Genomic DNA, 26,526 nt, shown 5'->3' with positions numbered 1-26,526 from the left:
CTCGTGACCACCGTCGCACCCAAGCCGGTCGTGACCCGGCCCTGGCCGGTCCGCGAGCCGGTCAAGGGGTCGGCCCTCGCGCGGCTGCTGCGCACCACGGACGCGAAGCAGATCGGGATCATGTACATGGTCACCGCGTTCGCGTTCTTCATGATCGGTGGCCTCATGGCCCTGATCATGCGCGCCGAGCTGGCGCGGCCGGGCCTGCAGTTCCTGTCGCCCGAGCAGTACAACCAGCTCTTCACCATGCACGGCACGATCATGCTGCTGTTCTTCGCGACGCCGATCGTGTTCGCCTTCGCGAACTACGTGGTGCCGCTGCAGATCGGCGCGCCCGACGTGTCGTTCCCCCGACTGAACGCGTTCGCCTACTGGCTGTACCTGTTCGGCGGCACCATGGCCACGGCCGGCTTCATCACCCCGGGCGGTGCGGCCGACTTCGGCTGGACGGCGTACACGCCGCTGAGCACCGCCGAGCACGCGCCGGGCGTCGGCGCGAACATGTGGGTCGTCGGCCTGGCCATCTCCGGTCTGGGCACGATCCTCGGCGCGGTCAACCTGATCACCACGATCCTGACCCTGCGCGCGCCCGGCATGACCATGTTCCGGATGCCGATCTTCACCTGGAACATGCTGGTCACCAGCCTGCTGGCGATCCTGGTCTTCCCGCTGCTGGCCGCCGCGCTCTTCGCGCTTGCCGCGGACCGCCTGATCGGCGCCCACGTGTACGACCCCGCCACCGGCGGCCCGATGCTCTGGCAGCACCTGTTCTGGTTCTTCGGGCACCCCGAGGTCTACATCATCGCGCTGCCGTTCTTCGGCATCATCACCGAGATCATCCCGGTCTTCTCCCGGAAGCCGATCTTCGGTTACAAGGGCCTGGTCGCCGCGACCATCGCCATCGCCGCCCTGTCGATGAGCGTGTGGGCGCACCACATGTTCGCCACCGGCCAGGTGCTGCTGCCGTTCTTCAGCTTCCTCAGCTACCTGATCGCCGTGCCGACCGGTATGAAGTTCTTCAACTGGATCGGCACCATGTGGCGGGGCCAGATCACCTTCGAGACGCCGATGCTCTTCGCGGTCGGCTTCCTGGTGACCTTCCTCTTCGGTGGCCTGACCGGTGTGCTGCTGGCCAGCCCGCCGCTGGACTTCCACCTGCACGACTCGTACTTCGTGGTGGCGCACTTCCACTACGTGCTCTTCGGCACCATCGTGTTCGCCGTCTTCGGCGGCATCTACTTCTGGTTCCCGAAGATGTTCGGCCGGATGCTCGACGAGCGGCTCGGCAAGATCCACTTCTGGCTGACGATGATCGGCTTCCACACCACCTTCCTGGTGCAGCACTGGCTCGGCGCCGAGGGCATGCCCCGCCGGTACGTCGACTACCTGCCCGGTGACGGCTTCACCTTCCTGAACACGCTGTCCACGATCGGCGCGTTCATCACCGGTATCTCGACCCTGCCGTTCATCTGGAACTGCTGGAAGTCGTACAAGACCGGTCCGGTGGTGGAGGTCGACGACCCGTGGGGCCACGGCAACTCGCTCGAGTGGGCCACCAGCTCGCCGCCCCCGCTGCGGAACTTCGACCGGATGCCGCGGATCCGCTCCGAGCGGCCGGCGTTCGACCTCAAGTTCCCCGAGCTGGCCGCCGGCACCACCCTGGCCGGCCCGCCGGAGGGCGGCGCCAAGCCGCTGACCAGCGAGTCCGACGGTGGCGCCAGCTACCGCGAGGACACCGAGGGCCGGCTCGACAAGAGCTGACCCCGCCAGAACAAACGACGGGCGCCGCACCCACCGGGGGCGGCGCCCGTCGCCGTGTCCGGCCCGGTGATCACCGGCGTGCCTCCCGTCGGCGTATCCTCCGGCCTCGTGGACAACGACAAGGGAGCTGACCCGACCCCGCCGCCCAGCTGGCCCCCCGGTCTGATCGACGCCGTGGCCGCCTGGATCGCCGCCGAACTCGGCGAGCCCGCGCCCGTGCGCCACCCGGCCTGTCGCCCTCTGCCGACCAGCCGGCGTCGCCGCCCTGACCGGCCCGCCTGATTGACGAACGAAGCCCCCGTCGCCGGACCGCGCCCGGCTGAGGGGGCTTTCGTCGTCCCTCACACGAGGGCGAGGCGGCTCAGGGGAGGGCGGGAGCGAGTTCGGGCTCGGGGTCCATGGTGGCAGCCGTGGTGCGGCGGTGGCGGAGCTCGAGCGGGAGGACGGCCAGGGCGACCAGCACGCCGATCGCGCCCGTGACCGCGAAGCCCCAGGCCGGCGCCGAGGCGTCGATCACCGCGCCGGCCAGCGGCGCGCCCAGCGCGATGCCGACGGTGACGGCCGAGCCGTGCAGGCCCATGGCCTCGCCGCGTACGCCCGCCGGGGCGAGCCGGCTCACCGCGTCCGAGGTCGAGGCGATGGACGGCGCGCAGAGCGCCCCCGCCGGGACGAGTGCCAGGCAGAGCAGCCACCAGTGCGCGCCGCCCAGCCCGACCGGGATGGTGGTCAGGCTCAGCGCCGCCACCAGGACCAGCGGGGAGAGCGAGCGGGTCACCGCCCCGTACGCGAAGCCGCCCACCAGCGAGGCGACTGCCCACATGGCCAGGACGGCGCCGGTCCAGCCGACCTCGCCGCCCTCGCGCAGCACGGCGACCACCGCGACGTCGGTGCCGCCGAGCACGAGGGTGGCGGCCAGGCTGACCGCCAGCACGGCGAGCAGCCGGGGGGTGAGCCACTCCCGGCGGGGCACCTTGCGGGCCGGGCCGGCCGGCTCGTCGGCGGCGCGGGTGGGCGGATCGAGCAGCCAGAAGCAGACCCCGGAGGCGACGATCCCGGCGCCGACCGCCCACATGGTGAGCCGGGGCGACACGGCGGCGGCCATGGCCACGGCCAGCGCGGGGCCGACCATGAACGACAGCTCCACCGACATCGAGTCGAGGGCGTACGCGGGGCGGCGTCGCTCGGCCGGCACCAGCGCGGCTACCGACTGGCGGACCACCGAGAAGACCGGCAGCGCGAGCAGGCCGGCCAGGAACGCGGTGGGCAGCAGCACGGGGTACGACAGGGTCGGCGCGCACGCCCAGAAGACGCCCTCGGCGACCGTGGTGAGCAGCAGCACCGGGCGCAGCCCGCGCCGGTCGACCAGCCGGCCGAGCAGCGGGGAGCCGAGCGCGGCCCCGACGGTGGACGCGGCGCCCACCAGCCCGGCCGCGCCGTAGCCGCGACCGAGGTCGAGCACGACGTGGAAGGTGAGCGTCACGCCGGTCGCGGTGAGCGGGATGCGCGCCAGCACCGAGATCAGCAGCAACGACCGGAGACCGGGCAGGGCGAGTGCCTCCCGGTAAGGCTTCAAGTTCACGACGGTCCGTACCTCCGGCCGACAATCCTCGGCCGGGGGTACGACAGCCGCAACCAATTACCGGCTCAAGCGGCCCTGATCACAGGCTCGCCGACCATGGTGACCCCGGCGCCGTCGAAGGCGCGCAGCGCCACGTCGAGCGTGTCGGGCGCGACGGCGGCGGTCAGGTCCAGCAGCACGGTGGTCCGGAAGCCCTCCCGGGCGGCGTCCAGCGCGGTGGCGCGGACGCAGTGGTCGGTCGCGATGCCCACCACGTCGACCCGCTCGACGTCGTGCCGGCGCAGCCAGTCGGCCAGGCGCTCGCCGTCGTCCGCGTGGCCCTCGAAACCGGAGTACGCGGCCGCGTGCTCGCCCTTGTGGAAGATCGCCTCCACCGGGCCGGTCTCCAGGTCGGGGTGGAACTCCGAGCCGGCGGTGCCCACGACGCAGTGCCGGGGCCAGGAGTCGACGTAGTCCGGCGGGTCGCCGAAGTGCGCGCCCGGGTCGATGTGGAAGTCCTTCGTCGCGACCACGTGGTCCCAGCGCTCCGGCTCGGCGGCGAGCAGCCGGGAGATGCCGGCGGCGACGCCCGCCCCGCCGGTCACCGCCAGGGAGCCGCCCTCGCAGAAGTCGTTCTGCACGTCCACGATGATCAAGGCGTTGGCCATCGGATCGCTCCTCTCAGCTCGCGGGTACGACGGTCACCGGGACGGCCGGGTCGCCGCCGGAGAGCTTGAGCCCCTCCCAGGGGATGGAGATCAGGCACTCCCGCAGGTGCTCCCGGGACTCGTCGAGGGTGGGCAGCGCCACCGGCTCGCCCTCGACGACGAACGAGCGCTGGAGCAGCCGGTCGTTGGGCTGCCGGTCCGGCACCCCCTGCGGCACGATGATCTCCTCGGTGGCGGTGCCGGTGGGCTTGTGCCGGCGGACGGCCACCTTCCGGCCGCCGATGGTGGCCTTGTGCTCGGAGCGCTTGACCACCGGGCGCCCCTCCACCTCGACCAGCTTGTAGACCAGGCCGGCGGTGGGGGCGCCCGAGCCGGTCACCACGGCGGTGCCGGCGCCGTACATGTCGACCGGCTCGGCGGCGAGCGAGGCGATGGCGTACTCGTCGAGGTCGCCCGAGACGATGATCTTCGTCTCGGTGGCGCCCAGCGAGTCGAGCAGCTCGCGGGACTGCTGGGCGATCACCGCGAGGTCGCCCGAGTCGATCCGGATCGCCCGCAGCTCGGGCCCGGCCACCGCGATGGCGTTGCGGATGCCCTGGCTGATGTCGTAGGTGTCGACCAGCAGCGTCGTGTCCTTGCCCAGCGTGGCGACCTGCGAGGCGAACGCCGCCCGCTCGTCGTCGTGCAGCAGGGTGAACGCGTGCGCGGCGGTGCCGGCGGTGGGGATGCCGTAGCGCTGGCCGGCGGCCAGGTTGGAGGTGAACCGGAACCCGGCCAGGTACGCGGCCCGGGCGGCGGCCACGGCGGCCTCCTCGTGCGCCCGCCGGGAGCCCATCTCGATCAGCGCCCGGCCGCGGGCGGCGGTCACCATCCGGGCCGCCGCGGCGGCCACCGCGCAGTCGTGGTTGAGCACCGACAGCACCAGCGTCTCCAGCACCACGCACTCGGCGAAGGTGCCGGAGACGGTGAGGATCGGGGAGCCGGGGAAGAACAACTCGCCCTCCGCGTACCCGTCGACGTCGCCGCTGAAGCGGTAGTCGGCCAACCACTGGGCGGCCCGGTCGTCCACCACGCCGGTGCGGCGCAGGAACTCGATCTCGTCGGGGTCGAACCGGAAGTCGCGGATCAGGTCGATCAGCCGGCCGGTCCCGGCGACCACGCCGTAGCGGCGGCCGGCCGGCAGCCGCCGGCTGAACACCTCGAAGACGCAGCGACGGTCGGCCGTGCCGTCCCGCAGGGCGGCGCTGACCATGGTCAGCTCGTAGTGGTCGGTCAGCAGCGCGGGGCGAAGGGTGCTCACCGCCTCAGCCTAGAGTTCAGGCCGGATCCCCGCCGTCGTGGCCCGGCATCGAGCGCAGCGCGGCCCGCAGCTCCGCCCGCCCGGCCACCCCGAGCTTGCTGTAGATCCGCTGGAGGTGGTTCTCGACGGTGCGGGTGGAGAGGAAGAGCCGCTCGGCGATGGCGCGGCTGGTCACGCCGTCGGCGGCGAGCCGGCCGATCTCCCACTCGCGCTCGGTCAGCGTCGGGCGGAGCAGCCGCAGCGCCGGCGTGGACACCTCGTCGCAGCGGCCGAGCAGGTCGGCGAGGCGCTCCCGGGCCGGGCCGGTGGCGCCGGCGCGCCGGCCCATCCGGTGCAACGCCATGGCGGTCGCCTCGGCGGCGTAGACGGTCAGCTCCCGGGCGGCGAAGCCGTCGGCCACGGCGAGCAGCTCGTCGGGGCTGCCGTCGAGGGTGGCGCGGGCGTACCGGGCGACCAGCGGCGGCAGCACCCCGTCGACCTGCTCGGAGAGCTCCGCCAGGCGTTGCGCCACGGTCCGCCGGCCGCCGTCGGTGCAGCTCGGCCCGACCGCCGCGGCGGCCTGGTCGAACCGGACCAGGTCGAGCAGGACGAGCAGCTCGTGCCCGGCCAGGCCGTCCTCGCGCAGCCGGTCGGCGAGCGCGCAGAGGTGCTTGACGGCCGCCGGCAGGTCGCCGGCCACGGCGTGCACGGCACCGCGGGCCTGCTCCAGCCAGGGGTAGAGCACCGCCATCCCGGGCGCGTGGGTCCGGTCCGCCTCGGCCATCGCCTCCGCCGCGTGGCCGGCGTCGCCGCGCAGCGCCGCCGCCTGGGCCCGCTCGGCGTGGGCGAGACCGGCGTAGACGCGGCTGGTGGCGAGGACGGCGCAGGCGCCCAGGCTGGTCTTCAGCGCCTCGTCGCCGCGCCCGCGCAGCCGCGCCGCGTGCGCCTGGAGGATGGCGAGGTAGCCGGTGCCGAGCCGGAAGTCCCCGGCGCCGGCCAGGTCGGCGAACTCGTCGGCGACGATCGCGTCGATGCCGGCCAGGTCGCCGGAGAGCGCCAGTCGCGTGCCCCGGGCCAGCTCCATGGCGAGCTGAAGATAGGGCATGTCGCCCCGCCAGTACGCCGCCTCGGCCTCCACCCGGGCGATCGCCGTGGCGCTGCGCCGGTACTGCCCCTGCGCGGCCTGGAGGTGCGCGAGGGTGCACCGGGCCAGCTCGCGTGCCGCCATCGGGGCGGCCGGCCGGTCCAGCACCGTCTGGGCCAGCCGGACCGCCGTCTCGACGTCCAGGCGGTGCAGCCGCATGATCGCCTCGAAGGCGCGGACCCGGGCCTGGTCCGCGGCGTCGCTCAGCTCGGCGCCCCGCGCCGCGATCTCCTCCACCGTGGACTCCCGGCTCAGCCCCCAGTAGCTGACCATGCCCCGGGCCGTCAGCCAGCGGCCGCGCCGCCGGTCGTCCTGGATCGCCCCGGCCACCTGGTCGAGGACCACGATGGCCTCCTCCGGCCGGTCGCCGAACATGAGGATGGTGGCGAGCAGTTCCGCCGCGTCGGAGCCGCCCTCGGCGTCCAGCGCCGCCCGGGCCAGCCGGGTGGCCAGCGGCACGTCGTAGCGGCCGAAGGCCTGGGCCGCCGCGTCGAGCAGCAGCGCGGGGTCCTGCGCCGTGCCCGAGTCGAGCCGCCACACGGCGACCCGCAGCAGGTCCTCGCGGCGCCGCTTGCCGACGCGTTCCAACAGGCCGGCCAGGGTGGCCTGGAGCCGGCGGGTGCGGCTGACCGGGCAGTGCCGGCGCATCACCTCGCCGTAGAGCGGGTGGGCGAGGCGGACGTTCAGCCGCCGGTCGTCGTGCACCATGGAGATCAGGCCGCGCTCCTCGGCGATCTCCACGTCGGCCGGGTCGACCGCCTGCTCCAGTAGTTGCAGGCCGAGCGGCTCGCCGAACGCGACCAGCTCGACCACGGCCCGTACGCCGGGCGTGAGCTGGCCGATCCGGGTGTCGATCAGGTCGGTGAGGCTGGGCGCCAACTCCAGCCGGCCGGTCCACTTCCAGATGCCGTACCGCCGGCTCAGCTCGTCGCCGCCGGAGGCGGCCAGCACCAGCTCGCGCAGCAGCAGCGGGTTGCCGGCGGAGAGCCGGAACAGCCGCTCGGAGGAGCCGGCGTCGACCGGGCCGCCGAGGATCGCGGCGAGCAGCCCGGTGGTCTCGCTCGGGCCCAGCGGACCCAGCTCGACCAGGTCGACGAGGTCGTCGGTCCACAGGGCACGGATCGGCAGCGGGATCTGCTCGCCGTTGCGCAGCGTGCCGAGCACCGTGGCGTTCTCGGAGCGGGCGATGAGGTGCACCAGCGCCGCCGACGGCGGGTCGAGCAGGTGCGCGTCGTCGATGGCCAGCACGATCGGCCGGCCGGCGGCCTGTTCCTGGAGCACGTCGACCGCCCAACGCAGGACACCGGCGGGGGAGAGGCCCTGCGGCTGGGCGGCCGGGAGCACCTGGACCAGCCCGCCGAACGGCAGCGCGGCGGTGGTGGCGCTGGCCGCGACGGACCAGATCGCGTAGCGGTCGGTGGGGAGGGCGGCCACCCCTTCGCGCAGCAGCCGGCTCTTGCCGACCCCGGCGCTTCCGCTGAAGAGCAGCCCGCGTCCCTCCGCACCTCCTACCGCCGACAACAGACGGTTGAGTTCATCCGTGCGGCCGACGAAGTCCCACCGACTCATCGGTGCAGCATATCGACGGTGTTCCCTCCGCGCGCGTACCGTCACGCTGCGAAGTTGAGTAATCTGGTGATTACTCGTGAGTATCGGATGTCTTCGGTGTCGTATCCGCGACAGCCGTACTCTTCCGACATCCCCTGCGACCAGGGATTTCCACGCGACCGGACCGCAACCCGGTCGCCTTACCGGAGGCCGACTGATGAAGCCGGGTCCGCTCCCCGCGGTCGACGTGCCCGACCCCGACGGGTTCGCCGAGCCGCCCCGCTGTGCCCCGCTGCCCACCCGGCTCGGGGTGACCGAACCCGGGCCGGAGGAGCCGCTGTGTGTCGTCGTCACCGGCCCGGCCGGTGCCGGCCGCCGCGAGCTGCTCGCCGGCCTGCTCGGGCTGGATCCCGGGATGCTCGCCGTGCCCGCCGGCAGCCACCTGCTCGTCAACCACGCCAAGGTGCCCACCCGCGCCGCCTACGTGCCGGGCTACCGCCAGCCGCACTCCTACGGCGCCGACCCGCTCGCCGCCGGTCCGGCGCTGGCCCGCCCGCCGCGCCGGGTGGAGCTGAGCCTGCCGGACCCGCTGCTGCGGCACTTCGCCGTGCTCGACACGCCGGACACCGGCACCCTCGGGGTGGCCGGCGGCCGGGTGCTGCTCGACGCGGCGGGCCGAGCCGGCGCCCTGCTCTTCGTGATCTCCGCCGACCAGGCGTTCAGCGCGGCCGAGCTGCACCTGCTGGCCGAGGTGGCGCGCACGCCGGTCGAGGTGTTCTTCGCCGTCACCCCCGGCGTGGCCGGCTGGGCGGCGCCGGCGGACGGCACGACGACGGAGGACACGGGGGCGTCCCGGTCGTCGGCCGGCCGGTCCGGCCCGCCCGGCCCCGCCGCCCGCCGGTACGACCCGGTGGACGTCTCCGTGGCGGCGCACCGGGCCGCGCTGCTGGCCGCGGTGCCCGCACTCGCACCGGCCCGCTGGTTCCCGGTCCGCCAGAACGAGCACTCGGTGCTGCGCCGCGCGCTGGTCGGCTGGGCCGCCGACGAGGGGCTGCGCCGGGCCAGCTCCCGCCCGCCCGAGCCGCCCGGCGCGCACGGCCGGGTGCCCGTGGTGGCCGGCGTCGAGCCGGCCGACCTCGTCCAGCGGATCGACCGCCAGGCCCGCTCGTGCGCCCAGCGGATCCGCCAGCACCTCGCCCTGGAGCTGGCCGACATCCACCTCCGGGTGGTGCAGGAGATCGTCTTCGGGGTGGGCTGCGCCGGCCTACCGCAGCTGCTCGACCGCGAGATGGAGGCGCTGTCGCTGCTGGCCACCGCGCAGTGCGACGAGGCGGTCCGGGGCATCGTCGACGACGCGACCGCCCGGGTCTTCGGCGCGCCGCTCGCCGAGGGGGTGCGCCGCCGGATCGTGCACGCCGTCCGCTGGGGCCTGGCCGACCACCCGGACGGTCCGGAGCTGGACCGGGTGCTCCTGGTCACCAGCACGGCCGGGGTGGCCGGGCTGGCCGGGGCCGGCGCGCTCGACGCGCTGGCGGGCTGTCCGGGCGCGGAGCGCGACGAGGCGCTCCCGCCCGTCGGGGTGGCCCTCAACGGCGGGTGCTGGCAGCACTGGCGGGTCCCCGGCAACGCCGACCCGAACGCCGCCCGCTCCTGGGCGCAGCGGGCGCTGCGCGAGGTCGAGCTGGAGCTGTCCCGTCAGGTGTCCCGCCGCTTCGAGGTGATCCGTCTCTCGCTGGGCGCGGTCCTCACCGATGCTGTCGACCACGGCATCCTGCTCGCCTGAGGTCGGGGCGGCGGCACGGCCGCGCGGGCCGGCGTACGCGGCCCGGGCGGGTGATCCCGACCGCCGCGCCGTTCCGGTTCATCGGTTCCCCGGATCCGGTGGCACGATGGGGGGCATGGCGGCTCCACAGGTTGCGCCGGTCGAGACGCCGGACACCGAAGAGGTGCCGGTCTCCGACCGGCCTTGGGTGACCATCGTCTGGGACGATCCGGTCAACCTCATGACGTACGTGACCTGGGTGTTCCAGAAGCTCTTCGGATACAGCCGGGAGAAGGCCGAGCAGCTCATGCTGGACGTGCACCACAAGGGCAAGGCGGTCGTCTCCAGCGGCGCCCGGGAGCGGATGGAGCACGACGCGTCGCAGCTGCACGCGTACGGCCTCTGGGCGACGGTGGACCGGTCATGAGCATGTTCCGTCGCCAGGGCGACCGCTACGTGGCCACCTTCGCGGTGGACGAGGTCCGGGTGCTGCGCAAGGTCGCCTCCGAGGTGGTGGGCCTGCTCACCGACGGCTTCGACCACGGCGACCCGGTGGTCGGCCGGCTCTTCCCCGAGGTCTACCCGGACGACGCGGCGGGGAGCGCGGAGTTCCGCCGCTACACCGAGGGCGACCTCAAGACCGCCAAGATCGACCAGGCCGGGGCGATCCTCGCCGCGCTGCCCGACGGCGAGGCCGGCGGCGAGGTGCGGCTGGACGCGGAGGCGGCCGAGGCGTGGCTGCGCGCCCTCAACGACGCCCGGCTGGCCATGGGCGTCCGGTTGGAGATCAAGGACGGCACCGACCTGGGCGAGGAGCTGGACGACGCGGTCGCCGAGGACCCCACCTCGTCCCGCGTGTTCCAACTATCGGTCTACGCGTACCTGGGATATCTCCAGGAGTCCCTGCTCAACGCCCTGATCGACTGAGCCGTGACGGTCACCACCTCGCCGCCCGGGACCGCCAGGCGCTAGGCTGGGCGGCGTGCTGAGCATCGACCGGTCGATCATCGACGCGATCGTGGCCCACGCGCGCCGGGACCACCCGGACGAGGCGTGCGGCGTGGTCGCCGGTCCCGCCGGCAGCGACACCCCGACCCGGCACATCCCGATGGCGAACGCCGCCCGCTCCATGACCTTCTACGAGTTCGACTCGATGGAGCAGCTGCGGCTGTGGCGGGAGATGGACGACCGCGACGAGGAGCCGGTGGTCATCTACCACTCGCACACCGCGACGGAGGCCTACCCGTCCCGCACGGACATCTCCTTCGCCGGGGAGCCGGGAGCGCACTACCTGCTCGTCTCGACCCGCGAGCCCGACACCGAGGAGATCCGGTCCTTCCGGATCGTCGACGGCGTGGTCACCGAGGAGCCGGTCGAGATCGTGGCTGCCGTGGACCCGCACGCCGTCCAGTCCTACATGTTCGGGCAGAGCCCGGCGACGGTCGACTACGAGTGTTCCGACCGCTGACTTCCCAGCGCCGGCACACCTTTTCTTCCTTCCGTCACCTGGCAGCACCCGAACAAGGAGCACGAGACATCATGGCCATCGAGGTTCGCATCCCCACCATCCTGCGCAGCTACACCGGCGGCGCGAAGGTCGTCGAGGGCAGCGGCGACACCCTGGGCGACCTGCTCGCCGACCTGGACTCCCGGCACGGCGGCCTGCGGGCCCGCCTGGTCACCGACGCCGGCGCCCTGCACCGGTTCGTCAACGTCTACGTCAACGACGAGGACGTCCGCTTCCTCGGCGCGCTCGACGCCAAGCTCAACGACGGTGACAGCGTCACCATCCTGCCGGCTGTGGCGGGTGGCGCGTTCGGCTTCGCCGCGGCGGCTGCCATCGCCGGTCACCGCGCGGCCGTCACCGCCCGCTGAGGGCGGCGGCCATGGCCAGGTACGACAGCCTGCTCGACGCCTGCGGCGGCACGCCCCTGGTCGGGCTGCCCCGGCTCTCGCCGACGGTGCCCGACGGGGCGCCGCCGGTGCGGCTCTGGGCGAAGCTGGAGGACCGGAACCCGACGGGCAGCATCAAGGACCGCGCGGCCCTGTTCATGGTCCGCTCGGCCGAGGAGTCCGGCCGGCTCCGCCCCGGCGACACCATCCTGGAGCCGACCAGCGGCAACACCGGCATCTCCCTGGCCATGGTGGCCAAGCTGCGCGGCTACCGGCTGGTCTGCGTGATGCCGGAGAACGTCTCCACCGAGCGGGTCCAGCTGCTCCGGATGTACGGCGCGGAGATCATCTTCTCGCCGGCCGCGGGCGGCTCGAACCAGGCCGTCGCGACCGCGAAGCAGATCGCGGCCGAGCACCCGGACTGGGTGATGCTCTACCAGTACGGCAACGAGGCGAACGCCCGGGCGCACTACGAGACGACCGGGCCGGAGCTGCTGCACGACCTGCCGACCATCACCCACTTCGTGGCCGGCCTAGGCACCACCGGCACCCTCATGGGCACCGGGCGCTACCTGCGGGAGAAGGTCGACGGCATCCAGGTCGTCGCCGCCGAGCCCCGCTACGGCGAGCTGGTCTACGGGCTGCGCAACATCGACGAGGGCTACGTGCCCGAGCTGTACGACGCCTCGGTGCTCTCCCGGCGCTTCTCGGTGGGCACCCGGGACGCGGTGCTGCGGACCCGGCAGCTCGTCGAGGTGGAGGGGATCTTCGCCGGCTTCTCCACGGGGGCGATCCTGCACGCCGCCCTCGCGGTGGCGCACGAGGCGGTCCGCGACGGCCGGCGTGCCGACGTGGCGTTCGTGGTCGCCGACGGCGGCTGGAAGTACCTGTCGACCGGGGCGTACGGCGGCACCCTGGCGGACGCCGAGGACGCCCTGGAGGGGCAGCTCTGGGCCTGACGGCCCGCCGGTCGGTTCGGTCCGCGTACGCCGCCGACCGAACCGACCGTTGCGTCCCGGGACCGGACGCGTGCGGGTGTCACGTTGATGACAACTTCCGGCAGTCGATTCTTGCCCGACCGGGCCGACGCGTAGGCTGCGCAGCGTGGCGAACGCGTCGGTAGAGATCATCGGCGGGGCGACTGCCGGCGTGTCGACTACCGAGCGTGAGATCGAGGCGACCGGATGCGACTGACCGTTCTCGGCTGCGCCGGCAGCTTTCCCGGGCCCGAGTCCCCGTGTTCCGCCTACCTGCTGGAGGCCGACGGGTTCCGGCTGCTCATCGACTTCGGCTCGGGGTCGCTGTCCACCCTCCAGCGCTACGTCGGGCTGCACGCCCCCGACGCCATCCTCCTCACCCACCTGCACTGCGACCACATGCTCGACGCGGTCACCTACGTGGTGGTGCGCCGGTACGCCCCGGACGGCCCGTATCCGCCCCTGCCCGTGTACGCCCCCTCGGGCGCGCCGGACCGGCTCGCCAGCGCGTACGGGCAGGAGGACAGCACGGTCGAGGACGTCTACCAGTTCTACGGCCTCCAGCCAGGCACCTTCCCGATCGGCCCGTTCACCGTCACCGTCGACCAGATGAACCACCCGGTCGAGACGTACGGGGTGCGGCTGGAGCACGGCGGCCGGGTGTTCTGCTACTCCTCGGACACCGCGCCCTGTGACGCGCTGCTGCGCCTGGCCCAGGGCGCCGACGTGTTCCTCTGCGAGGCCAGCTACATGGACGGGGTGGAGAACCCGCCGGACCTGCACCTGACCGGCCGGGAGGCTGGCGAGGTGGCCACCAAGGCGGGGGTGGGTCGGCTGCTGCTCACCCACCTCGTCCCCGCCTGGGGTAGCGAGTCGCACACCGTGGAGTCGGCGGCCGGCGCGTACGCCGGGCCGCTCGAGGTGGTCCGCGCCGGCGCCTCCTACGAGGTCTGACCCCGCCGGTATCGCCGTCGGTCGCTGTCGGCGGCGCGAGTCCGGTTACGCATCGTGTGGACGGGTCTTGTGACACTCCGTGTCCGGCTCGGTTCCGACGGCAGGTCGCCAGCGCCAGGCTTTGCTCTGCAGCCATCCACGCAGCAGCCCATTGAGCTGCGGCTTGCCGATCGCCGTCGCGGCCGACGCTCATGACGTTCGGTAGCTGATGCGTCCATGGCTGCAGAGCAAAGGCGGCCACGGGCACCTGCCCGACCGGCGCGGCCGTCGCGGACAGTGACCTGCTCCGCGGCCTGTCAAACCGGCCGAGCGCGACCGTGGCCGGCGGCCGTTGGGAGACCGCGGGCCGGTTCGATCACGGCACCGCATAAGGTGCAGGCATGGCGCGACCTGACGGGCGGCGGCCCGACCAACTCCGACCGGTGACCCTGACGCGGGGCTGGAGCACCCACCCGGAGGGCTCGGTGCTCGTCGAGTTCGGGGCGACCCGGGTGCTCTGCACGGCCAGCGTGACCGAGGGCGTGCCCCGCTGGCGCAAGGGCTCCGGGCTCGGCTGGGTGACCGCCGAGTACGCGATGCTGCCCCGGGCCACCAACACCCGCTCCGACCGGGAGAGCGTCAAGGGCCGCGTCGGCGGCCGGACCCACGAGATCTCCCGGCTGATCGGCCGCAGCCTGCGGGCCTGCGTGGACCTCAAGGCGCTGGGCGAGAACTCGGTGGTGCTCGACTGCGACGTGCTCCAGGCCGACGGCGGCACCCGGACGGCCGCCATCACGGGGGCGTACGTGGCGCTGCACGACGCGGTGACCTGGCTCGCCGAGCGTAAGGCCCTGGCGGGCAAGGTGGAGAAGGTCATGCACCGGTCGGTGGCGGCGGTCAGCGTCGGCATCATCTCCGGCGAGCCGCGGCTCGACCTCTGCTACGAGGAGGACGTGGCCGCCGAGGTCGACATGAACGTGGTCTGCACCGGGACGGGTGACTTCGTCGAGGTGCAGGGGACGGGCGAGGCCGGCGTCTTCGCCCGGGAGCAGCTCGACGCCCTGCTCGACCTGGGCGTGATGGGCTGTCTGGACCTGGCCGACGCGCAGCGGAAGGCGCTGAACTGATGAACTGGCTGACGCGTAGCGGAAGGCGCTGACGATGAACAAGGTGCTCCTGGCCACCCGCAACCGGAAGAAGCTCGTCGAGCTCCAGCGGATCCTCGACGGCGCGCTCGGCGCCCACCGGATCGCCCTGCTCGGCCTCGACGACGTCGAGGAGTACCCGGAGCTGCCGGAGTCCGGCCTGACCTTCGGCGAGAACGCGCTGATCAAGGCCCGGGAGGGCTGCCGGCGCACCGGCCTGCCGACGATCGCTGACGACTCCGGTCTGGCGGTGGACGCGCTCAACGGCATGCCGGGCGTGTTCAGCGCCCGCTGGGCCGGTTCGCACGGCGACGACCGGGCCAACCTCCAGCTCGTGCTGGACCAGATCGCCGACCTGCCGGACGAGCACCGCGGCGCCGCCTTCGTCTGCACGGTGGCGCTGGTGCTGCCCAGCGGCAAGGAGCACCTGGTCGACGGCCGGCAGTCCGGCCGGCTGCTGCGCGCCCCGCGCGGCGACGGCGGCTTCGGCTACGACCCGATCTTCCTGGGCGACGGGCAGGAGCGGACCAACGCGGAGCTGACCCCGGAGGAGAAGGACGCGGTGAGCCACCGCGGCAAGGCGCTGCGCGAACTGGCCAAGCTGGTCGCGAAGGTGCTCCCGCCGGCCGGCTGACCGACCGCTCAGCGGTGGTGCAGCGTGGTCAGCTCGCCGCCGAGCTCGTGTACCGCCAACCGGTCCTCCACGGCCAGCGCCGTGAGTACCCGCTCCACCTCGGCCAGGGTGGCGTGCCGACCCACCGAGACGGCCGCCTCGATGTCGAGGTGCTCCACCCAGAGGCCGCCCGGCTCCCAGGCGGTCTGCACGCAGGCGCCGGAGCGGCCCACGCAGGTGAGGCAGTCGTAGCTGGACGGGCGCATGGCGCGGATCCGGGCCAGCAGCTCCGCCAGCTCCAGCGGCACCTCCTGCTCCCACCCCGTCGCGTGGCCGCCGGTCACCTCGACGTAGCCGACCGGTGCGGGCTCCGGCTCGCCGGCCGGGGGCAGGCCGCGCAGTGCCCGGACCAGCGCCAGGCCATCGTGCCGGCCCACGGTCAGCGCCGACACGTCCGGGTCGTCGTACGTGCCGACCAGCGCGTCGCCGCTGCGCCGGACCTGCACCGCGCGGCCCTCCCACTCCAGGCGGACCGGGACGGCGGCGGGCAGCCACGGCAGGTGCAGGGCGGTGAACCGGCCGGCCCGCACCGGCCCCTCCGCCGGCGCGTGCACGCCGGTCCAAGCGCCGAGCAGCTCCACGTCGATGTCGACGTCGTCCACCACGGCGGCGGGTACGGCAGCGAGCCGGCCGACCCGTCGCCGCTGCCACCGCAGCGGTACGTGGATCCGCCGGCCGACCTCGCCGTCCCAGTTGACGGTCAGCCCCGCGGCGCGCAGCGCGGCCGCCACCTCCGCGCCGATCTCCGCTGCGGAGGCTCCCTCGAACGCCCCGTATGCGAGCCACACCCCGGAGCCTTCGACGCCCCGTTCGGCGTCCTGCCGGTGGTAGAAGGTGTAGCCCCGCGGCTTCAGGCCCCGCCGCGCCTCGGCGCCGATCTCCTCGACGCCGCAGTTCTGGCAGCAGGTGAAGCTCTCCCGGGCCACGATCCCGGCGGCGTCGAGCGCCCGGAACGCGGTGGTGAGCCGGTCGCTGTCGGTCGTCTCCGGCCAGGTCTCCTGGTCGGCCAGGTGCGCGGTCAGCTCTTCGGCCACCGCCGCCCAGGCCAGCTCCGCGATCCGGTTCCGCTCGGCCGCGTCGTCCAGGTACTCCACCGTCTCGGTGACGATGGCGGCCGCCGGCAACTCGGCCAACGCCACCTGCCGGCGCACGAAGGCCCGGACCTGCTCGGGCAGGTCGTCGCCGTCGGGGATGTCGGCACGGTCGGGGGCTGCCACGGCGTCATCGGTCACGGCGGCGAACGGTAGCAGCCCCCGCCGACAGCATCCCTGTTCAGCCCAGCGGGCCGACCTCGCCCTCGATCGCGGCGCGCAGTCCGCGGCCGCGGACGACCTCCCGTGCCGCCTCCATGAGCGGGGCGAGGAACACGTCCGGGCCCGGCTCGCCGGCCACCTCGCCGAGCGCGGCCAGCGCGGCCCGGCCGGCCGGCGAGGGGGTCAGCGGGGCGCGGAGCTGGAGCCCGCGTACGGCGGCCAGCAGTTCCACCGCGAGCAGGCTGGTCAGGTTGTCCAGCACGGTGCGCAGCTTCTTGGTCGCCGCCCAGCCCATCGAGACGTGGTCCTCCTGCATGCCGCTCGTGGGCAGCGAGTCGACCGAGGCGGGGGCGGCCAGCCGGCGGTTCTCCGCGACGATCCCGGCGGCCGTGTACTGGGCGATCATCAGGCCGGAGTTGACCCCGGCGTCGGGGGACAGGAACGCCGGCAGCTCCCGGGAGCGGGTGACGTCGAGCAGCCGGTCCACCCGGCGCTCGGCGATCGCGCCCACCTCGGACGCGGCGATGGCCAGGTAGTCGGCGGCGAAGCCGAGCGGCGCCCCGTGGAAGTTGCCGGTCGACTCGACCCGCCCGTCCGGCAGCACGACCGGGTTGTCCACCACCGACAGCAGCTCCCGGCCGGCCACCACCTCGACGAAGTCGAGGGTGTCCCGGGCCGCGCCGGCCACCTGCGGCGCGCAGCGCATCGAGTAGGCGTCCTGCACCGCGTGCCCCAGGTCGTCGCGGTGCGAGTCCATCACCGCCGAGTTCTGCAGCAGCTTGTGGATGTTCGCGGCCGAGGCGGCCTGGCCGGGGTGCGGCCGGATGGCGTGCAGCTCCGGCAGGAACGGCCGCTCCGAGCCGAGCATCGCCTCGATGGCCAGCGCGGCGGTCACGTCGGCCATGGCGAACAGGTGCCGGGCGTCGTGGACGGCCAGCAGCAGCATGCCGAGCATGCCGTCGGTGCCGTTGATCAGCGCCAGCCCCTCCTTCGCGGCCAGCTCCAGCGGCTCCAGCCCGACCCGGCGCAGCGCGTCGCCGGCCGGGATCCGGTCGCCGGCCGGGCCGAGCACCCAGCCCTCGCCGAGCAGCACCAGCGCGCAGTGGGCGAGGGGGGCCAGGTCGCCGGAGGCGCCCAGCGAGCCGTGCTCGGGCACCCACGGGGTCACCTCGTGGTTGAGCAGGTCCACGAGGGCCTCGGCGACCAGCGGCCGGACCCCGGAGCGGCCCAGGGCGAGCGAGCGTACCCGCAGCAGCATCATGGCCCGCACCACCTCGCGGGGCATGGGCGCGCCCACGCCGGCGGCGTGCGAGCGGATCAGCGCGTGCTGGAGTTCGGCCCGCCGCTCGGGCGCCACGAAGGTGTTCGCGAGCGCCCCGAATCCGGTGGAGACGCCGTACACGGGCCGGCCGGCGGCCTCGATGCCGTCCACGATGGACCGGCTGGTCGCCATCGCCTCCACCGTGGCGGGGTCGAGGACGACCTTGGCGGTGCCGCGGGCCACGGCGAGCACGTCGGCGGGGGAGATCCCGGTGGGCTGGATGACTACGGTCGACATTGCGGCACTCCGTTGTGCAGAACCTGGCGGATCAAGGGAACCCCCGGCCGGTAGGCCAGGTGCAGGTGGGACGGGGCGTCGAGGATCACGAGGTCGGCCCGCGCGCCCCGCGCGAGCCGGCCCACGTCGGTGCGGCGCAGCGCCGCCGCGCCGCCGGCCGTCGCGGCCCACACCGCCTCCGCCGGGGTCATCCGCATTTCGCGTACGGCGAGTGCGATGCAGAACGGCATCGACGACGTGTACGACGACCCGGGGTTGCAGTCCGTCGCGAGGGCCACGGTGGCGCCGGCGTCGAGCAGCCGGCGCGCGTCCGGATAGGGCGACCGGGTGGAGAACTCGGCCCCGGGCAGCAGGGTTGCGACGGTGGTGGGCTCGAAGCCGGACACCCACGTCGTGCCGGTGGACGCCAGGGCGTCAACGTCCGCGTCGGTCAGGTGCGTGCAGTGGTCCACGCTGGCCGCACCGAGTTCCACCCCGAGCTGGACGCCCGGCCCGGGGCCGAGCTGGTTGGCGTGCACCCGCATCCCCAGCCCGACGGCCTGCCCGCAGGCGAGGATCGCCCGGGCGTGGTCCACGTCGAAGGCGCCCCGCTCGCAGAACACGTCGATCCAGCGGGCGTACGGCGCGGCGGCGGCGAGCATCGGCCCGCACACCATGCCCACGTAGTCGTCGGGGCGGTCGGCGTACTCGGCGGGGACCACGTGCGCGCCGAGGAAGGTGGTGTCCTCGGTGAACTCGGCGGCGATCCGCAGCGAGCGGGCCTCGTCGGCGACGGTCAGCCCGTACCCGCTCTTGATCTCGATCGTGGTGGTGCCCTGCCGCATGGCCTCGCCGCGCAGCCGCCGGACGGTGGCCCGCAGCTCGTCGTCGGAGGCGGCCCGGGTGGCGCCGACGGTGGTCCGGATGCCGCCCCCGGTGTAGGGCTCGCCGGCCATCCGGGCGGCGAACTCGGCGGCCCGGTCCCCGGCGAAGACCAGGTGGGCGTGGCTGTCCACGAAGCCGGGCAGCACGGCCCCGCCCTCGGCGTCGATCCGCCGGTCGGCGGCCGGCGCGTCCCGGGCCGGCCCGACCCAGGCCACCTGCCCGTCCTCGAGCAGAACGGCGGCGTGCCGGCGGATGCCCAGCGGCCCGGCCTCGCCGCCGATGTCGTTGGTGACCAGCTCCCCGATGTTGTCGACCAGCAGGCTGCCCCTCATGAGGTCACCTCCGCGATGGCCGAGCGTAGTTCGGCGGGGACGTCCACGGTCAGGTGCCGGCCGTCGGCCACCACGGTCCGCCCGTCGACCACCACGTGCGTCACGTCGGCGGCGGTGGCCGCGAAGAACGCGCCGACCGGCGGGACCCCGGCGGTCCGGGCGCTGTCCAGGCGTACCGTCACGAGGTCGGCCCGGTCGCCGACGGACAGCCGGCCGGCGTCGCCCCAGCCGAGCGCGGCGTGGCCGGCGACGGTGGCCGCGGTGACGAGCTCGGCGGCGCTGAAGTGCCCGCGCTTGCGGGTGCGCAGCCGCTCGTCCAGCTCCACGGCCCGGGCCTCCTCGAAGAGGTCGACCACGGCGTGGCTGTCGCTGCCCAGGCTCAGCGGGCTGCCCGCCTCGGCCATCCGCCGGGCCGGCCCGATCCCGTCGGCCAGGTCCCGCTCGGTGGTGGGGCAGAGGCACACCCCGGTCCGGCTCTCCCCGAGCAGGGCGACGTCGGCGCTGGTCGGGTGGGTGGCGTGCACCGCCGTGGTGTGCGGGCCCAGCACCCCGTGGTCGGCCAGCAGCCGGGTCGGGCTGCAGCCGTGCACGGCACGGCAGGCGTCGTTCTCGGCCGGCTGCTCGGAGAGGTGCACGTGCAGCGGCACCCCGTTGCGGTCGGCCCAGCCGGCCACGGTGGCGAGCTGTTCGGCGGGCACGGCCCGGACCGAGTGGATGGCCGCGCCCAGCCGGGCGTGGTCGTTCTCCGGGCGGAACGCGTCGACCCGCGCCGCCCAGCGCAGCGCGTCGCCGTCGCCGAACCGGCGCTGTGTCCCGGCCAGTTGCGCGCCGTCCACGCTCGCGGTCAGGTACGCGGTGTCCAGCAGGGTGATCCGGATCCCGGCGTGCGCGGCGGCCTCGACCAGCGCGGCCGACATGGCGTTCGGGTCGGCGTACGGCCTGCCGTCGGGGCCGTGGTGCAGGTAGTGGAACTCGCCGACGCAGGTGATCCCCGCGAGGGCCATCTCGGCGTACGCGGCCCGGGCGAGGGCCAGGTAGGAGTCGGGGTCGAGCCGGGCCGCCACGTCGTACATGACGTCCCGCCAGCTCCAGAAGTCGCCGCGCCCGCCGTGGGTGCGCCCGCGCAGCGCCCGGTGGAAGGCGTGCGAGTGGGCGTTGGCCAGGCCGGGCAGGGTGAGCCCGGGCAGGCGTACGGCGTCGCCCAGCACCTCGACCCCGGCGGGGGCCGCGCCACCGCCGACCAGCGGGGTGACCGCGGTGATCCGGCCGCCCTCGGCCTCGATCAGCACGTCGGGGGTGGGCTCGGCGTGGTCGGGCAGCCAGGCGTACTCGGCCAGCCAGCGGGTCAGCGGCATGCCAGCTCCTCCAGCACCCGGGCCAGGGCGGCCACCCCGGCGGCGCAGTCGGCGTCGCTGGCCGACTCGGCGGGGGAGTGCGACACCCCGGTCGGGTTCCGCACGAAGAGCATCGCGGTCGGCAGGTGCGCGGCGAGCACCCCGGCGTCGTGCCCGGCCCCGGTGGGCAGCACCGGCGCGTCGAGCAGCGTGGCCAGCCGGTCGGCCAACCCGCCGTCGAACTCCACCAGCGGGGTGGCCGACTCCTGGGTGCAGGTCAGCTCGGTGCCGTCCCGCTTCGCCCGCTCGGCGGCCTTGGCCCGGACCGCCTCGACCAGGCCGTCCAGCGTCGCCGGCTCGGCCGCCCGGGCGTCCAGCCAGCCGGTCACCTTGGACGGGACGGCGTTGGTGGCGTTCGGCTCGACGGCCACCCGGCCCACGGTGGCGTGCGCGTCGCGCAGCCGGGCCTCCTTGTTCGCCGCGAGCACCGTGAACGCGTAGGTGAGCATCGGGTCGCGGCGATCGGCCATCCGGGTCGTACCCGCATGGTTGCCCTCGCCGTGGAAGTCGAAGCGCCAGCGGCCGTGCGGCCAGATGGCGCTGGCCACCGCGACCGGCGCGCCGAGGTCGACCAGCGCGCGGCCCTGCTCGACGTGCAGCTCCACGAAGGCCGCGAAGCGGCCGAGCAGGCCGGGGCCGGCGCCCGCCGGCCGGTCGCCCAGGGCCTCGGCGAAGCTCACCCCCGCCGCGTCGCGCAGCCCGGCCGCGCGGTCCACCGCGATCTCACCGGTGAGCAGCCGCGACCCCAGGCAGGGTACGCCGAACCGGCCGCCCTCCTCCTCGACGAACGCGGCCACGGCCACGGGCCGGACCGGGGCGGCCCCGGCGGCCCGCAGCTCGTCCACGGCCAGGAACGCGCTCACGATGCCGAGCGGCCCGTCGTACGCCCCGCCGTGCGGCACCGAGTCGAAGTGGCTGCCGGTGAGCACGGCGTCCCCGGCCGCCGGGTCGCCCCACCAGGCGAACAGGTTGCCGTTGCCGTCCTCGGTGACCGGCATGCCGCGCTGCCCGGCCTGCTCCCGGAACCAGCCGCGCAGCGTGAGCTCCGGCTCGGTGAGCGCGTAACGCAGGTAGCCGCCGCTGCCGGCGTCCCGACCGACGGGGGCGATCTCGTCCCAGAGCTTGCGGAACCGGACGGCGAGATCGCTCACGCGGCACCCCGGTTGTTCGCGACTGCGGGGCTCCGCTGCGCTGCACTCCTCGCGCTCACGCGGTGCCCTCCGCCATGGGCACCCGGACGCCGGTGCGGGCGGCGACCTCGCGGGCGTCGTCGTAGCCGGCGTCGACGTGCCGGATGACGCCCATGGCCGGGTCGTTGGTGAGCACCCGCTCGATCTTCTGCCCGGCCAGGGCGGTGCCGTCGGCCACGCAGACCTGCCCGGCGTGGATGGACCGGCCGATGCCGACGCCGCCGCCGTGGTGGATCGACACCCAGGAGGCCCCGCTCGCGGTGTTGACCAGCGCGTTGAGCAGCGGCCAGTCGGCGATCGCGTCGGAGCCGTCGGCCATCGCCTCGGTCTCCCGGTAGGGGCTGGCCACGCTGCCGCAGTCCAGGTGGTCGCGGCCGATCACCACGGGCGCGCTCAGCTCGCCGGAGGCGACCATCTCGTTGAACCGCACACCGGCCTTGTCCCGCTCGCCGTAGCCGAGCCAGCAGATCCGGGCCGGCAGGCCCTGGAAGGCGACCCGCTCGCCGGCCATCCGGATCCACCGGGCCAGGGACTCGTTCTCCGGGAACAGGTCGAGGATGGCCCGGTCGGTGGCCGCGATGTCCTTCGGGTCGCCGGAGAGCGCCGCCCACCGGAACGGACCCTTGCCCTCGCAGAACAGCGGCCGGATGTACGCCGGCACGAACCCGGGGAAGTCGAAGGCCCGCTCGAAGCCGCCGAGCTTCGCCTCGCCGCGGATCGAGTTGCCGTAGTCGAAGACCTCGGCGCCGCCGTCGAGGAAGCCGACCATCGCCTCGACGTGCTTGGCCATCGAGGCCCGCGCCCGGTCGGTGAACTCGGCCGGCTTCGTCGCCGCGTAGTCCCGGGCGTCGGCCAGCTCCACCCCCTCCGGCAGGTACGACAGCGGGTCGTGCGCGCTGGTCTGGTCGGTGACGATGTCGATGGCGACGCCCCGGCGCAGCAGCTCCGGGAAGACCGTCGCGGCGTTGCCGACCACACCGACGCTGAGCGCCCGCCGGTCCCGCTTGGCGGCGAGCGCCCGCTCGACCGCGTCGTCCAGCGAGTCGGCGATCTCGTCCAGGTAGCGGTCGTGCGCCCGGCGCTCCAGCCGGGTGCGGTCCACGTCGACGATCAGGCAGGCGCCGCCGTTCATGGTGACCGCCAGGGGCTGGGCCCCGCCCATCCCGCCGCAGCCGGCGGTCAGCGTCAGCGTCCCGGCCAGCGTGCCGTTGAACCGCTTCTCGGCCACGGCCGCGAACGTCTCGTAGGTGCCCTGGAGGATCCCCTGCGTGCCGATGTAGATCCAGGAGCCGGCGGTCATCTGCCCGTACATGGTCAGGCCGAGCGCTTCGAGGCGGCGGAACTCCGGCCAGGTGGCCCAGTCGCCGACCAGGTTCGAGTTGGCCAGCAGCACGCGGGGCGCCCACTCGTGGGTGCGCATCACGCCCACGGGCCGGCCGGACTGCACCAGCATGGTCTCGTCCTCGCGCAGGTCGGTCAGCGTGCGGACCAGCGCGTGGTACGACGGCCAGTCCCGGGCCGCCTTGCCGGTGCCGCCGTAGACCACCAGGTCCTCGGGGCGCTCGGCCACCTCCGGGTCGAGGTTGTTCATCAGCATCCGCAGCGCGGCCTCCTGCGGCCACCCCTTGGCGGTGCGTGCGGTGCCGCGGGCGGCGCGGACGGGCTGGTGCATCTCGTACTCCTCTCAGCCGAGGAACAACTGACGACGGGTGGCGGACGACTCGAACGCCTCGAGCCGGGCCTGGGTCTCGGCGGGGGTGGCGTCGCAGATCGCCTGGAGCACCACCATGGCCAGGGTCATCGGTGCGGTGTGCAGGTCGAAGACCAGATCGGTGCCGACGGCGGCGGGAAGCACCACGTCGGCGTGGTCGGTGGCCGGACTCACCGGCGAGTCGGTGATCGCCACGACGGTCAGCCCGACCTCCCGGGCCTCGCGCAGCGCGTCCATGGTCTCGCGGGGGTAGCGGGGCAGCACGAAGGCGAGCAGCGCGCCCGCCCCGGCCGCGACGGCCTGTTCGAGCCGGTCGGCGAGGAGACTGCCGCCGTCGTCGAGCACCCGCACGTCCGGGTGCACCTTCGCGGCGAAGTACGCGAAGTACGCCGCCAGGGGCGCGGCGGCGCGCAGCCCGAGCACCGGCAGCGGCCGGCTGGCGGCGAGCAGCTTGCCCACCTCGGCGATCCGGCCGGCGTCGGCGAGCTGCCCGGCGAGCCGGTCGAGGTTGCCCATCTCGGCGTGCACCGCCCGCTGGAGGGCGTTGCCGGCGTCGGCCGGGTCGGCGGCGCCGGTGGCGGTCAGCTCGCGCAGCCGGCGGCGCAGCGCCGGGTAGCCGTCGTGCCCGAGCGCCATGGCGAACCGGGTCACCGACGGCTGGCTGACCCCGGCCAGCTCGGCCACCTCCGCCGCGGACAGGTACGCCGCCGCGCCCGCCTGCTGGACGAGGCAGTGCGCGATCCGGCGCTGGGTCGGAGTGAGCCGGACGCCGTGGAAGAGGTCGAGCAGGCGGTCGGTGGGTGCCGCACCGCTTTCATTCACAGCGTGACTCTATGCATGAAAACTTTCAGAGCGCAACCTTCGGCCGGTGGCCCTGCGGCGACCGGAGGACGAGGGAGGAGGCGTCCCCTCTGTACTATCCGCACGGCGGATAAGCAGAGGAGTTGTCACATGCAGCCGGTCGGCCCGTACAGGTTCACCGAGGCCCTCGGCGTGTGCCAGGTGGGCACGGCGTGGTGGGCCATCGACGGGCAGGACCGGCTGGTGACCGTGGCGGTGCTGGACGGCGCCGCGGCCACCGACCAGCCGTGGCGGGAGGCGTTCACGAACGCGGCGAACGCCATGGCGCACAGCCCCGACGGGCAGCGCTACGTCAACGCCGACTTCGCCGCCGCCAAGCCCTGGGTGGCGTACCCCTCCGAGGAGGGGATGGGCGCCCAGCGGCTGTTCCAGACCCTCGGCATGGACCTGCACCCGGCCGAGGCGGAGGCGGACGTCCTCATCCCCGCCACCGGCACGGTCGCCGACCCGCCGCAGCCGGTCTCCGGTGCGCCGGTCTCCGGCACCCCGACCTCGGGGTCCCCGCTGCCCTGGGCCATGCACGCCGCCGTGCCGGCGCACCAGCAGGTGCCGCAGGAGTCGATGCCGCACCAGCAGGCGCCGCAGCCGGTCGTGCCGCGGCAGCAGCCGCCCGTCGAGGCCGCGCCGATCTCGCCGGCACGGCCGGTCCCGCCCACCGACGTGCCGCAGGCCGACCCGTTCGCCGACCCGGTGCGGCGTATCCAACCCGTGTCGCGGCCCGCGCGCCGGCGCGGCCCGACCGTGGCCCTCGTCGCCGTCCTGGTCGTCCTGGTGGTCGCCGTCGGCACCGGCGCGCTGCTCTGGGCGAACTCGGGTGACGAGGACTCCCCGTCCGGACCGGACCCGGCGACCAGCTTCGCGACGGCCGCGCCGGAGGCGTCTGCCGCCGTGCCGGGGCTCAGGCCCTGGACGCAGGCCGCGCCGTACAGCGCCGAGGAGCGCGCGCTCGCGATCGCCGCGCCGTCCCTGGTCTTCGTCGAGGCCAGCTTCACCGGCATGCTGCGGGACGCGAAGAGCAACGCGCCGATCAGCCCCACCCCCGTCACGTTCAAGCGGCGCTGCTCCGGCTTCGTGGTGCACGCCGACGGGATGGTGGTCACCAACGGCCAGTGTGTCCGGCCGACCGACGACTCGGCCCGCGAGCGGGCCCTCTACACGCTGGGCCGGATCCTCGTCGACCAGAAGCGGCTCACCGCCGCCGGTCTCGACGGGTACGTCCGGACCAAGCTGGCCACCACCCGCTTCACCGGCACCGACCCGGCCTCCCCGTTCACCAGCCAGGTCTCCGGCCAGTTCAACGTGGCCCGGGGCGACCTGGCCGCCAGCCCGGCGGTCCCCGGCCAGGTGGTCCGGGTGCTCGAACCGGACGCCGGCAACCTGGCCGTGGTCAAGCTCTCCCAGGCCAAGCTGCCCGCCGTGGAACTGGGTCCGGCGGAGGGCCCCGGCCCGGGCAGCGTGCTGCTGCTCCTCGGCTACCAGACCACCGACACCGCTTTCCGGGGCGCCCGGTTCACCGTGGAGTCCAAAGTGGTGCAGGTGACGGGGGCCGGCGACCAGGGCGGCGTCGCCGTCCAGCGGGTCAACGACGACATCGGGATCTACTCGCACGGCGGCATCGCGGTGGACACCACCGGCCGGGTGGTCGGCGTGGTCGACAGCGACCGGGCGGCCGACGGTGGCGCGAACCGCGCCCTCGTGCCGGTCTCCGCCCTCACCAGCCTGCTCGGCGAGGCGGGCGTGACCAACAGCCTCTCCGACGCCGACCGGCTCTACCGCACCGGGCTCGACGCCTGGTTCACGGGCCGCAGCGGCACCGCGGTGTCCCACCTCGACGCGGTGGCGGAGGCCGAGCCGACCAACCTGCTCGCGCAGGCGTACCGACAGAGCGCCGCGGACCGGGAGAAGCTGGCGGCCGACGAGCCGAACCCCTCGGCGCTGCCGGCGGTCGTCTTCGCGGCGCTGGGCGGGGCGCTGGTGGTCGGGCTGCTCGCCCTGCTGCTGCGGCGGCGCCAGCGCTGACGC

General features: G+C 74.3%; 23 protein-coding genes. 12 read left to right on the top strand and 11 right to left on the bottom strand.

Annotated elements, in window-relative coordinates; translation table 11 throughout:
- Window positions 1-3 precede the first annotated feature (3 nt).
- Together ctaD and FXF50_RS29275 are read left to right on the top strand one after the other, a co-directional pair.
- Window positions 4-1,761 (top strand): cytochrome c oxidase subunit I, encoded by a 1,758-nt coding sequence (gene ctaD, locus FXF50_RS11420; RefSeq protein ID WP_148427182.1) that lies wholly within the window; start codon window positions 4-6, stop codon window positions 1,759-1,761.
- Window positions 1,762-1,869: 108 nt separating this feature from the next.
- Window positions 1,870-2,043 carry a hypothetical protein gene (locus tag FXF50_RS29275; RefSeq protein WP_187399626.1) on the top strand — a complete coding sequence of 58 codons (174 nt, stop codon included), beginning with the start codon at window positions 1,870-1,872 and terminating at the stop codon, window positions 2,041-2,043.
- 79 nt (window positions 2,044-2,122) lie between these two features.
- On the opposite strand, the gene FXF50_RS11415 is transcribed toward FXF50_RS29275, so the two are convergent.
- The 4 genes from FXF50_RS11415 to FXF50_RS11400 all read right to left on the bottom strand — a co-directional run bounded on the left by FXF50_RS11415 (window position 2,123) and on the right by FXF50_RS11400 (window position 7,979).
- Complete coding sequence (locus FXF50_RS11415) at window positions 2,123-3,340, bottom strand: MFS transporter (RefSeq protein ID WP_148427181.1); 1,218 nt, start codon at window positions 3,338-3,340, stop codon at window positions 2,123-2,125.
- Window positions 3,341-3,405: 65 nt separating this feature from the next.
- Window positions 3,406-3,987, bottom strand: a complete 582-nt coding sequence (locus FXF50_RS11410; RefSeq protein ID WP_148427180.1) for an isochorismatase family protein — start codon at window positions 3,985-3,987, stop codon at window positions 3,406-3,408.
- A 13-nt stretch (window positions 3,988-4,000) separates the two neighbouring features.
- Entirely contained in the window at window positions 4,001-5,287 is a 1,287-nt protein-coding gene (locus FXF50_RS11405; protein ID WP_148427179.1) for a nicotinate phosphoribosyltransferase, read from the bottom strand.
- Window positions 5,288-5,303: 16 nt separating this feature from the next.
- Window positions 5,304-7,979, bottom strand: a complete 2,676-nt coding sequence (locus FXF50_RS11400; protein WP_148427178.1) for a LuxR C-terminal-related transcriptional regulator — start codon at window positions 7,977-7,979, stop codon at window positions 5,304-5,306.
- A gap of 196 nt (window positions 7,980-8,175) precedes the next feature.
- Between FXF50_RS11400 and FXF50_RS11395 the strand changes: the two genes are divergently transcribed.
- The 9 genes from FXF50_RS11395 to rdgB all read left to right on the top strand — a co-directional run bounded on the left by FXF50_RS11395 (window position 8,176) and on the right by rdgB (window position 15,302).
- Window positions 8,176-9,741, top strand: a complete 1,566-nt coding sequence (locus FXF50_RS11395) for a hypothetical protein (RefSeq protein ID WP_148427177.1) — start codon at window positions 8,176-8,178, stop codon at window positions 9,739-9,741.
- Between the two features lie 115 nt (window positions 9,742-9,856).
- Window positions 9,857-10,147, top strand: coding sequence for an ATP-dependent Clp protease adapter ClpS (gene clpS / locus FXF50_RS11390; protein WP_091269570.1), 291 nt, complete (start codon window positions 9,857-9,859; stop codon window positions 10,145-10,147).
- Complete coding sequence (locus FXF50_RS11385; RefSeq protein WP_091313008.1) at window positions 10,144-10,647, top strand: DUF2017 domain-containing protein; 504 nt, start codon at window positions 10,144-10,146, stop codon at window positions 10,645-10,647. Before clpS ends, FXF50_RS11385 begins: the two co-directional genes overlap by 4 nt.
- Window positions 10,648-10,702: 55 nt before the next feature.
- Window positions 10,703-11,188 (top strand): Mov34/MPN/PAD-1 family protein, encoded by a 486-nt coding sequence (locus FXF50_RS11380; protein WP_091313004.1) that lies wholly within the window; start codon window positions 10,703-10,705, stop codon window positions 11,186-11,188.
- Window positions 11,189-11,259: 71 nt separating this feature from the next.
- On the top strand, window positions 11,260-11,595 hold the full coding sequence (locus FXF50_RS11375; protein WP_091313002.1) for a MoaD family protein: 336 nt from the start codon (window positions 11,260-11,262) through the stop codon (window positions 11,593-11,595).
- 11 nt (window positions 11,596-11,606) lie between these two features.
- Window positions 11,607-12,572 (top strand): PLP-dependent cysteine synthase family protein, encoded by a 966-nt coding sequence (locus FXF50_RS11370; RefSeq protein WP_091312998.1) that lies wholly within the window; start codon window positions 11,607-11,609, stop codon window positions 12,570-12,572.
- A gap of 225 nt (window positions 12,573-12,797) precedes the next feature.
- The gene (locus tag FXF50_RS11365; RefSeq protein WP_148427176.1) at window positions 12,798-13,544 is read left to right on the top strand and encodes an MBL fold metallo-hydrolase; all 747 of its coding nucleotides are present in this window, start codon (window positions 12,798-12,800) and stop codon (window positions 13,542-13,544) included.
- Window positions 13,545-13,924: 380 nt separating this feature from the next.
- Complete coding sequence (gene rph, locus FXF50_RS11360) at window positions 13,925-14,650, top strand: ribonuclease PH (protein WP_148427175.1); 726 nt, start codon at window positions 13,925-13,927, stop codon at window positions 14,648-14,650.
- Window positions 14,651-14,684: 34 nt separating this feature from the next.
- Window positions 14,685-15,302: an RdgB/HAM1 family non-canonical purine NTP pyrophosphatase gene (rdgB, locus tag FXF50_RS11355; protein WP_148427174.1), complete on the top strand. Its 618-nt coding sequence runs from the start codon at window positions 14,685-14,687 to the stop codon at window positions 15,300-15,302.
- A gap of 8 nt (window positions 15,303-15,310) precedes the next feature.
- On the opposite strand, the gene FXF50_RS11350 is transcribed toward rdgB, so the two are convergent.
- From FXF50_RS11350 to FXF50_RS11320, 7 genes are read right to left on the bottom strand one after another with little or no spacing between them, the layout of a single operon-like run.
- On the bottom strand, window positions 15,311-16,573 hold the full coding sequence (locus FXF50_RS11350; protein WP_148427173.1) for a hypothetical protein: 1,263 nt from the start codon (window positions 16,571-16,573) through the stop codon (window positions 15,311-15,313).
- A 40-nt stretch (window positions 16,574-16,613) separates the two neighbouring features.
- The gene (hutH, locus tag FXF50_RS11345) at window positions 16,614-18,152 is read right to left on the bottom strand and encodes a histidine ammonia-lyase (RefSeq protein WP_148427172.1); all 1,539 of its coding nucleotides are present in this window, start codon (window positions 18,150-18,152) and stop codon (window positions 16,614-16,616) included.
- Window positions 18,140-19,348, bottom strand: coding sequence for an imidazolonepropionase (gene hutI / locus FXF50_RS11340; protein ID WP_148427171.1), 1,209 nt, complete (start codon window positions 19,346-19,348; stop codon window positions 18,140-18,142). The genes hutH and hutI overlap by 13 nt, the downstream gene beginning before the upstream one ends.
- Window positions 19,345-20,697, bottom strand: coding sequence for a formimidoylglutamate deiminase (locus FXF50_RS11335; protein ID WP_148427272.1), 1,353 nt, complete (start codon window positions 20,695-20,697; stop codon window positions 19,345-19,347). Before FXF50_RS11335 ends, hutI begins: the two co-directional genes overlap by 4 nt.
- The gene (locus FXF50_RS11330) at window positions 20,694-21,893 is read right to left on the bottom strand and encodes an allantoate amidohydrolase (protein ID WP_148427170.1); all 1,200 of its coding nucleotides are present in this window, start codon (window positions 21,891-21,893) and stop codon (window positions 20,694-20,696) included. The genes FXF50_RS11335 and FXF50_RS11330 overlap by 4 nt, the downstream gene beginning before the upstream one ends.
- 55 nt (window positions 21,894-21,948) lie before the next feature.
- Window positions 21,949-23,604: a urocanate hydratase gene (hutU, locus tag FXF50_RS11325; protein WP_148427169.1), complete on the bottom strand. Its 1,656-nt coding sequence runs from the start codon at window positions 23,602-23,604 to the stop codon at window positions 21,949-21,951.
- A 12-nt stretch (window positions 23,605-23,616) separates the two neighbouring features.
- Complete coding sequence (locus FXF50_RS11320) at window positions 23,617-24,465, bottom strand: MurR/RpiR family transcriptional regulator (protein WP_148427168.1); 849 nt, start codon at window positions 24,463-24,465, stop codon at window positions 23,617-23,619.
- Window positions 24,466-24,594: 129 nt separating this feature from the next.
- Here FXF50_RS11320 and FXF50_RS11315 point away from each other — a divergent pair, with 129 nt between their 5' ends.
- Complete coding sequence (locus FXF50_RS11315) at window positions 24,595-26,523, top strand: trypsin-like peptidase domain-containing protein (RefSeq protein ID WP_148427167.1); 1,929 nt, start codon at window positions 24,595-24,597, stop codon at window positions 26,521-26,523.
- Window positions 26,524-26,526 lie beyond the last annotated feature (3 nt).

Origin of the sequence: Micromonospora sp. AP08, from assembly GCF_008085935.1 — a bacterium.
Classification (GTDB): Bacteria; Actinomycetota; Actinomycetes; order Mycobacteriales; family Micromonosporaceae; genus Micromonospora; species Micromonospora chersina.
The sequence above is the reverse complement of the archived record's forward strand: the minus strand, read 5'-3'. Positions and strand labels throughout refer to the sequence as shown.

Bases quoted from the DNA above. Each gene is read 5' to 3' on its own strand.
- hutI (WP_148427171.1), bottom strand. From the start codon at position 19,348: ATGAGGGGCAGCCTGCTGGTCGACAACATCGGGGAGCTGGTCACCAAC.
- hutU (WP_148427169.1), bottom strand. From the start codon at position 23,604: ATGCACCAGCCCGTCCGCGCCGCCCGCGGCACCGCACGCACCGCCAAG.
- FXF50_RS11395 (WP_148427177.1), top strand. From the start codon at position 8,176: ATGAAGCCGGGTCCGCTCCCCGCGGTCGACGTGCCCGACCCCGACGGG.
- FXF50_RS11370 (WP_091312998.1), top strand. From the start codon at position 11,607: ATGGCCAGGTACGACAGCCTGCTCGACGCCTGCGGCGGCACGCCCCTG.
- hutH (WP_148427172.1), bottom strand. From the start codon at position 18,152: ATGTCGACCGTAGTCATCCAGCCCACCGGGATCTCCCCCGCCGACGTG.
- FXF50_RS11400 (WP_148427178.1), bottom strand. From the start codon at position 7,979: ATGAGTCGGTGGGACTTCGTCGGCCGCACGGATGAACTCAACCGTCTG.
- FXF50_RS11410 (WP_148427180.1), bottom strand. From the start codon at position 3,987: ATGGCCAACGCCTTGATCATCGTGGACGTGCAGAACGACTTCTGCGAG.
- rph (WP_148427175.1), top strand. From the start codon at position 13,925: ATGGCGCGACCTGACGGGCGGCGGCCCGACCAACTCCGACCGGTGACC.
- FXF50_RS11375 (WP_091313002.1), top strand. From the start codon at position 11,260: ATGGCCATCGAGGTTCGCATCCCCACCATCCTGCGCAGCTACACCGGC.
- FXF50_RS11365 (WP_148427176.1), top strand. From the start codon at position 12,798: ATGCGACTGACCGTTCTCGGCTGCGCCGGCAGCTTTCCCGGGCCCGAG.
- rdgB (WP_148427174.1), top strand. From the start codon at position 14,685: ATGAACAAGGTGCTCCTGGCCACCCGCAACCGGAAGAAGCTCGTCGAG.
- clpS (WP_091269570.1), top strand. From the start codon at position 9,857: ATGGCGGCTCCACAGGTTGCGCCGGTCGAGACGCCGGACACCGAAGAG.
- FXF50_RS11315 (WP_148427167.1), top strand. From the start codon at position 24,595: ATGCAGCCGGTCGGCCCGTACAGGTTCACCGAGGCCCTCGGCGTGTGC.
- FXF50_RS11385 (WP_091313008.1), top strand. From the start codon at position 10,144: ATGAGCATGTTCCGTCGCCAGGGCGACCGCTACGTGGCCACCTTCGCG.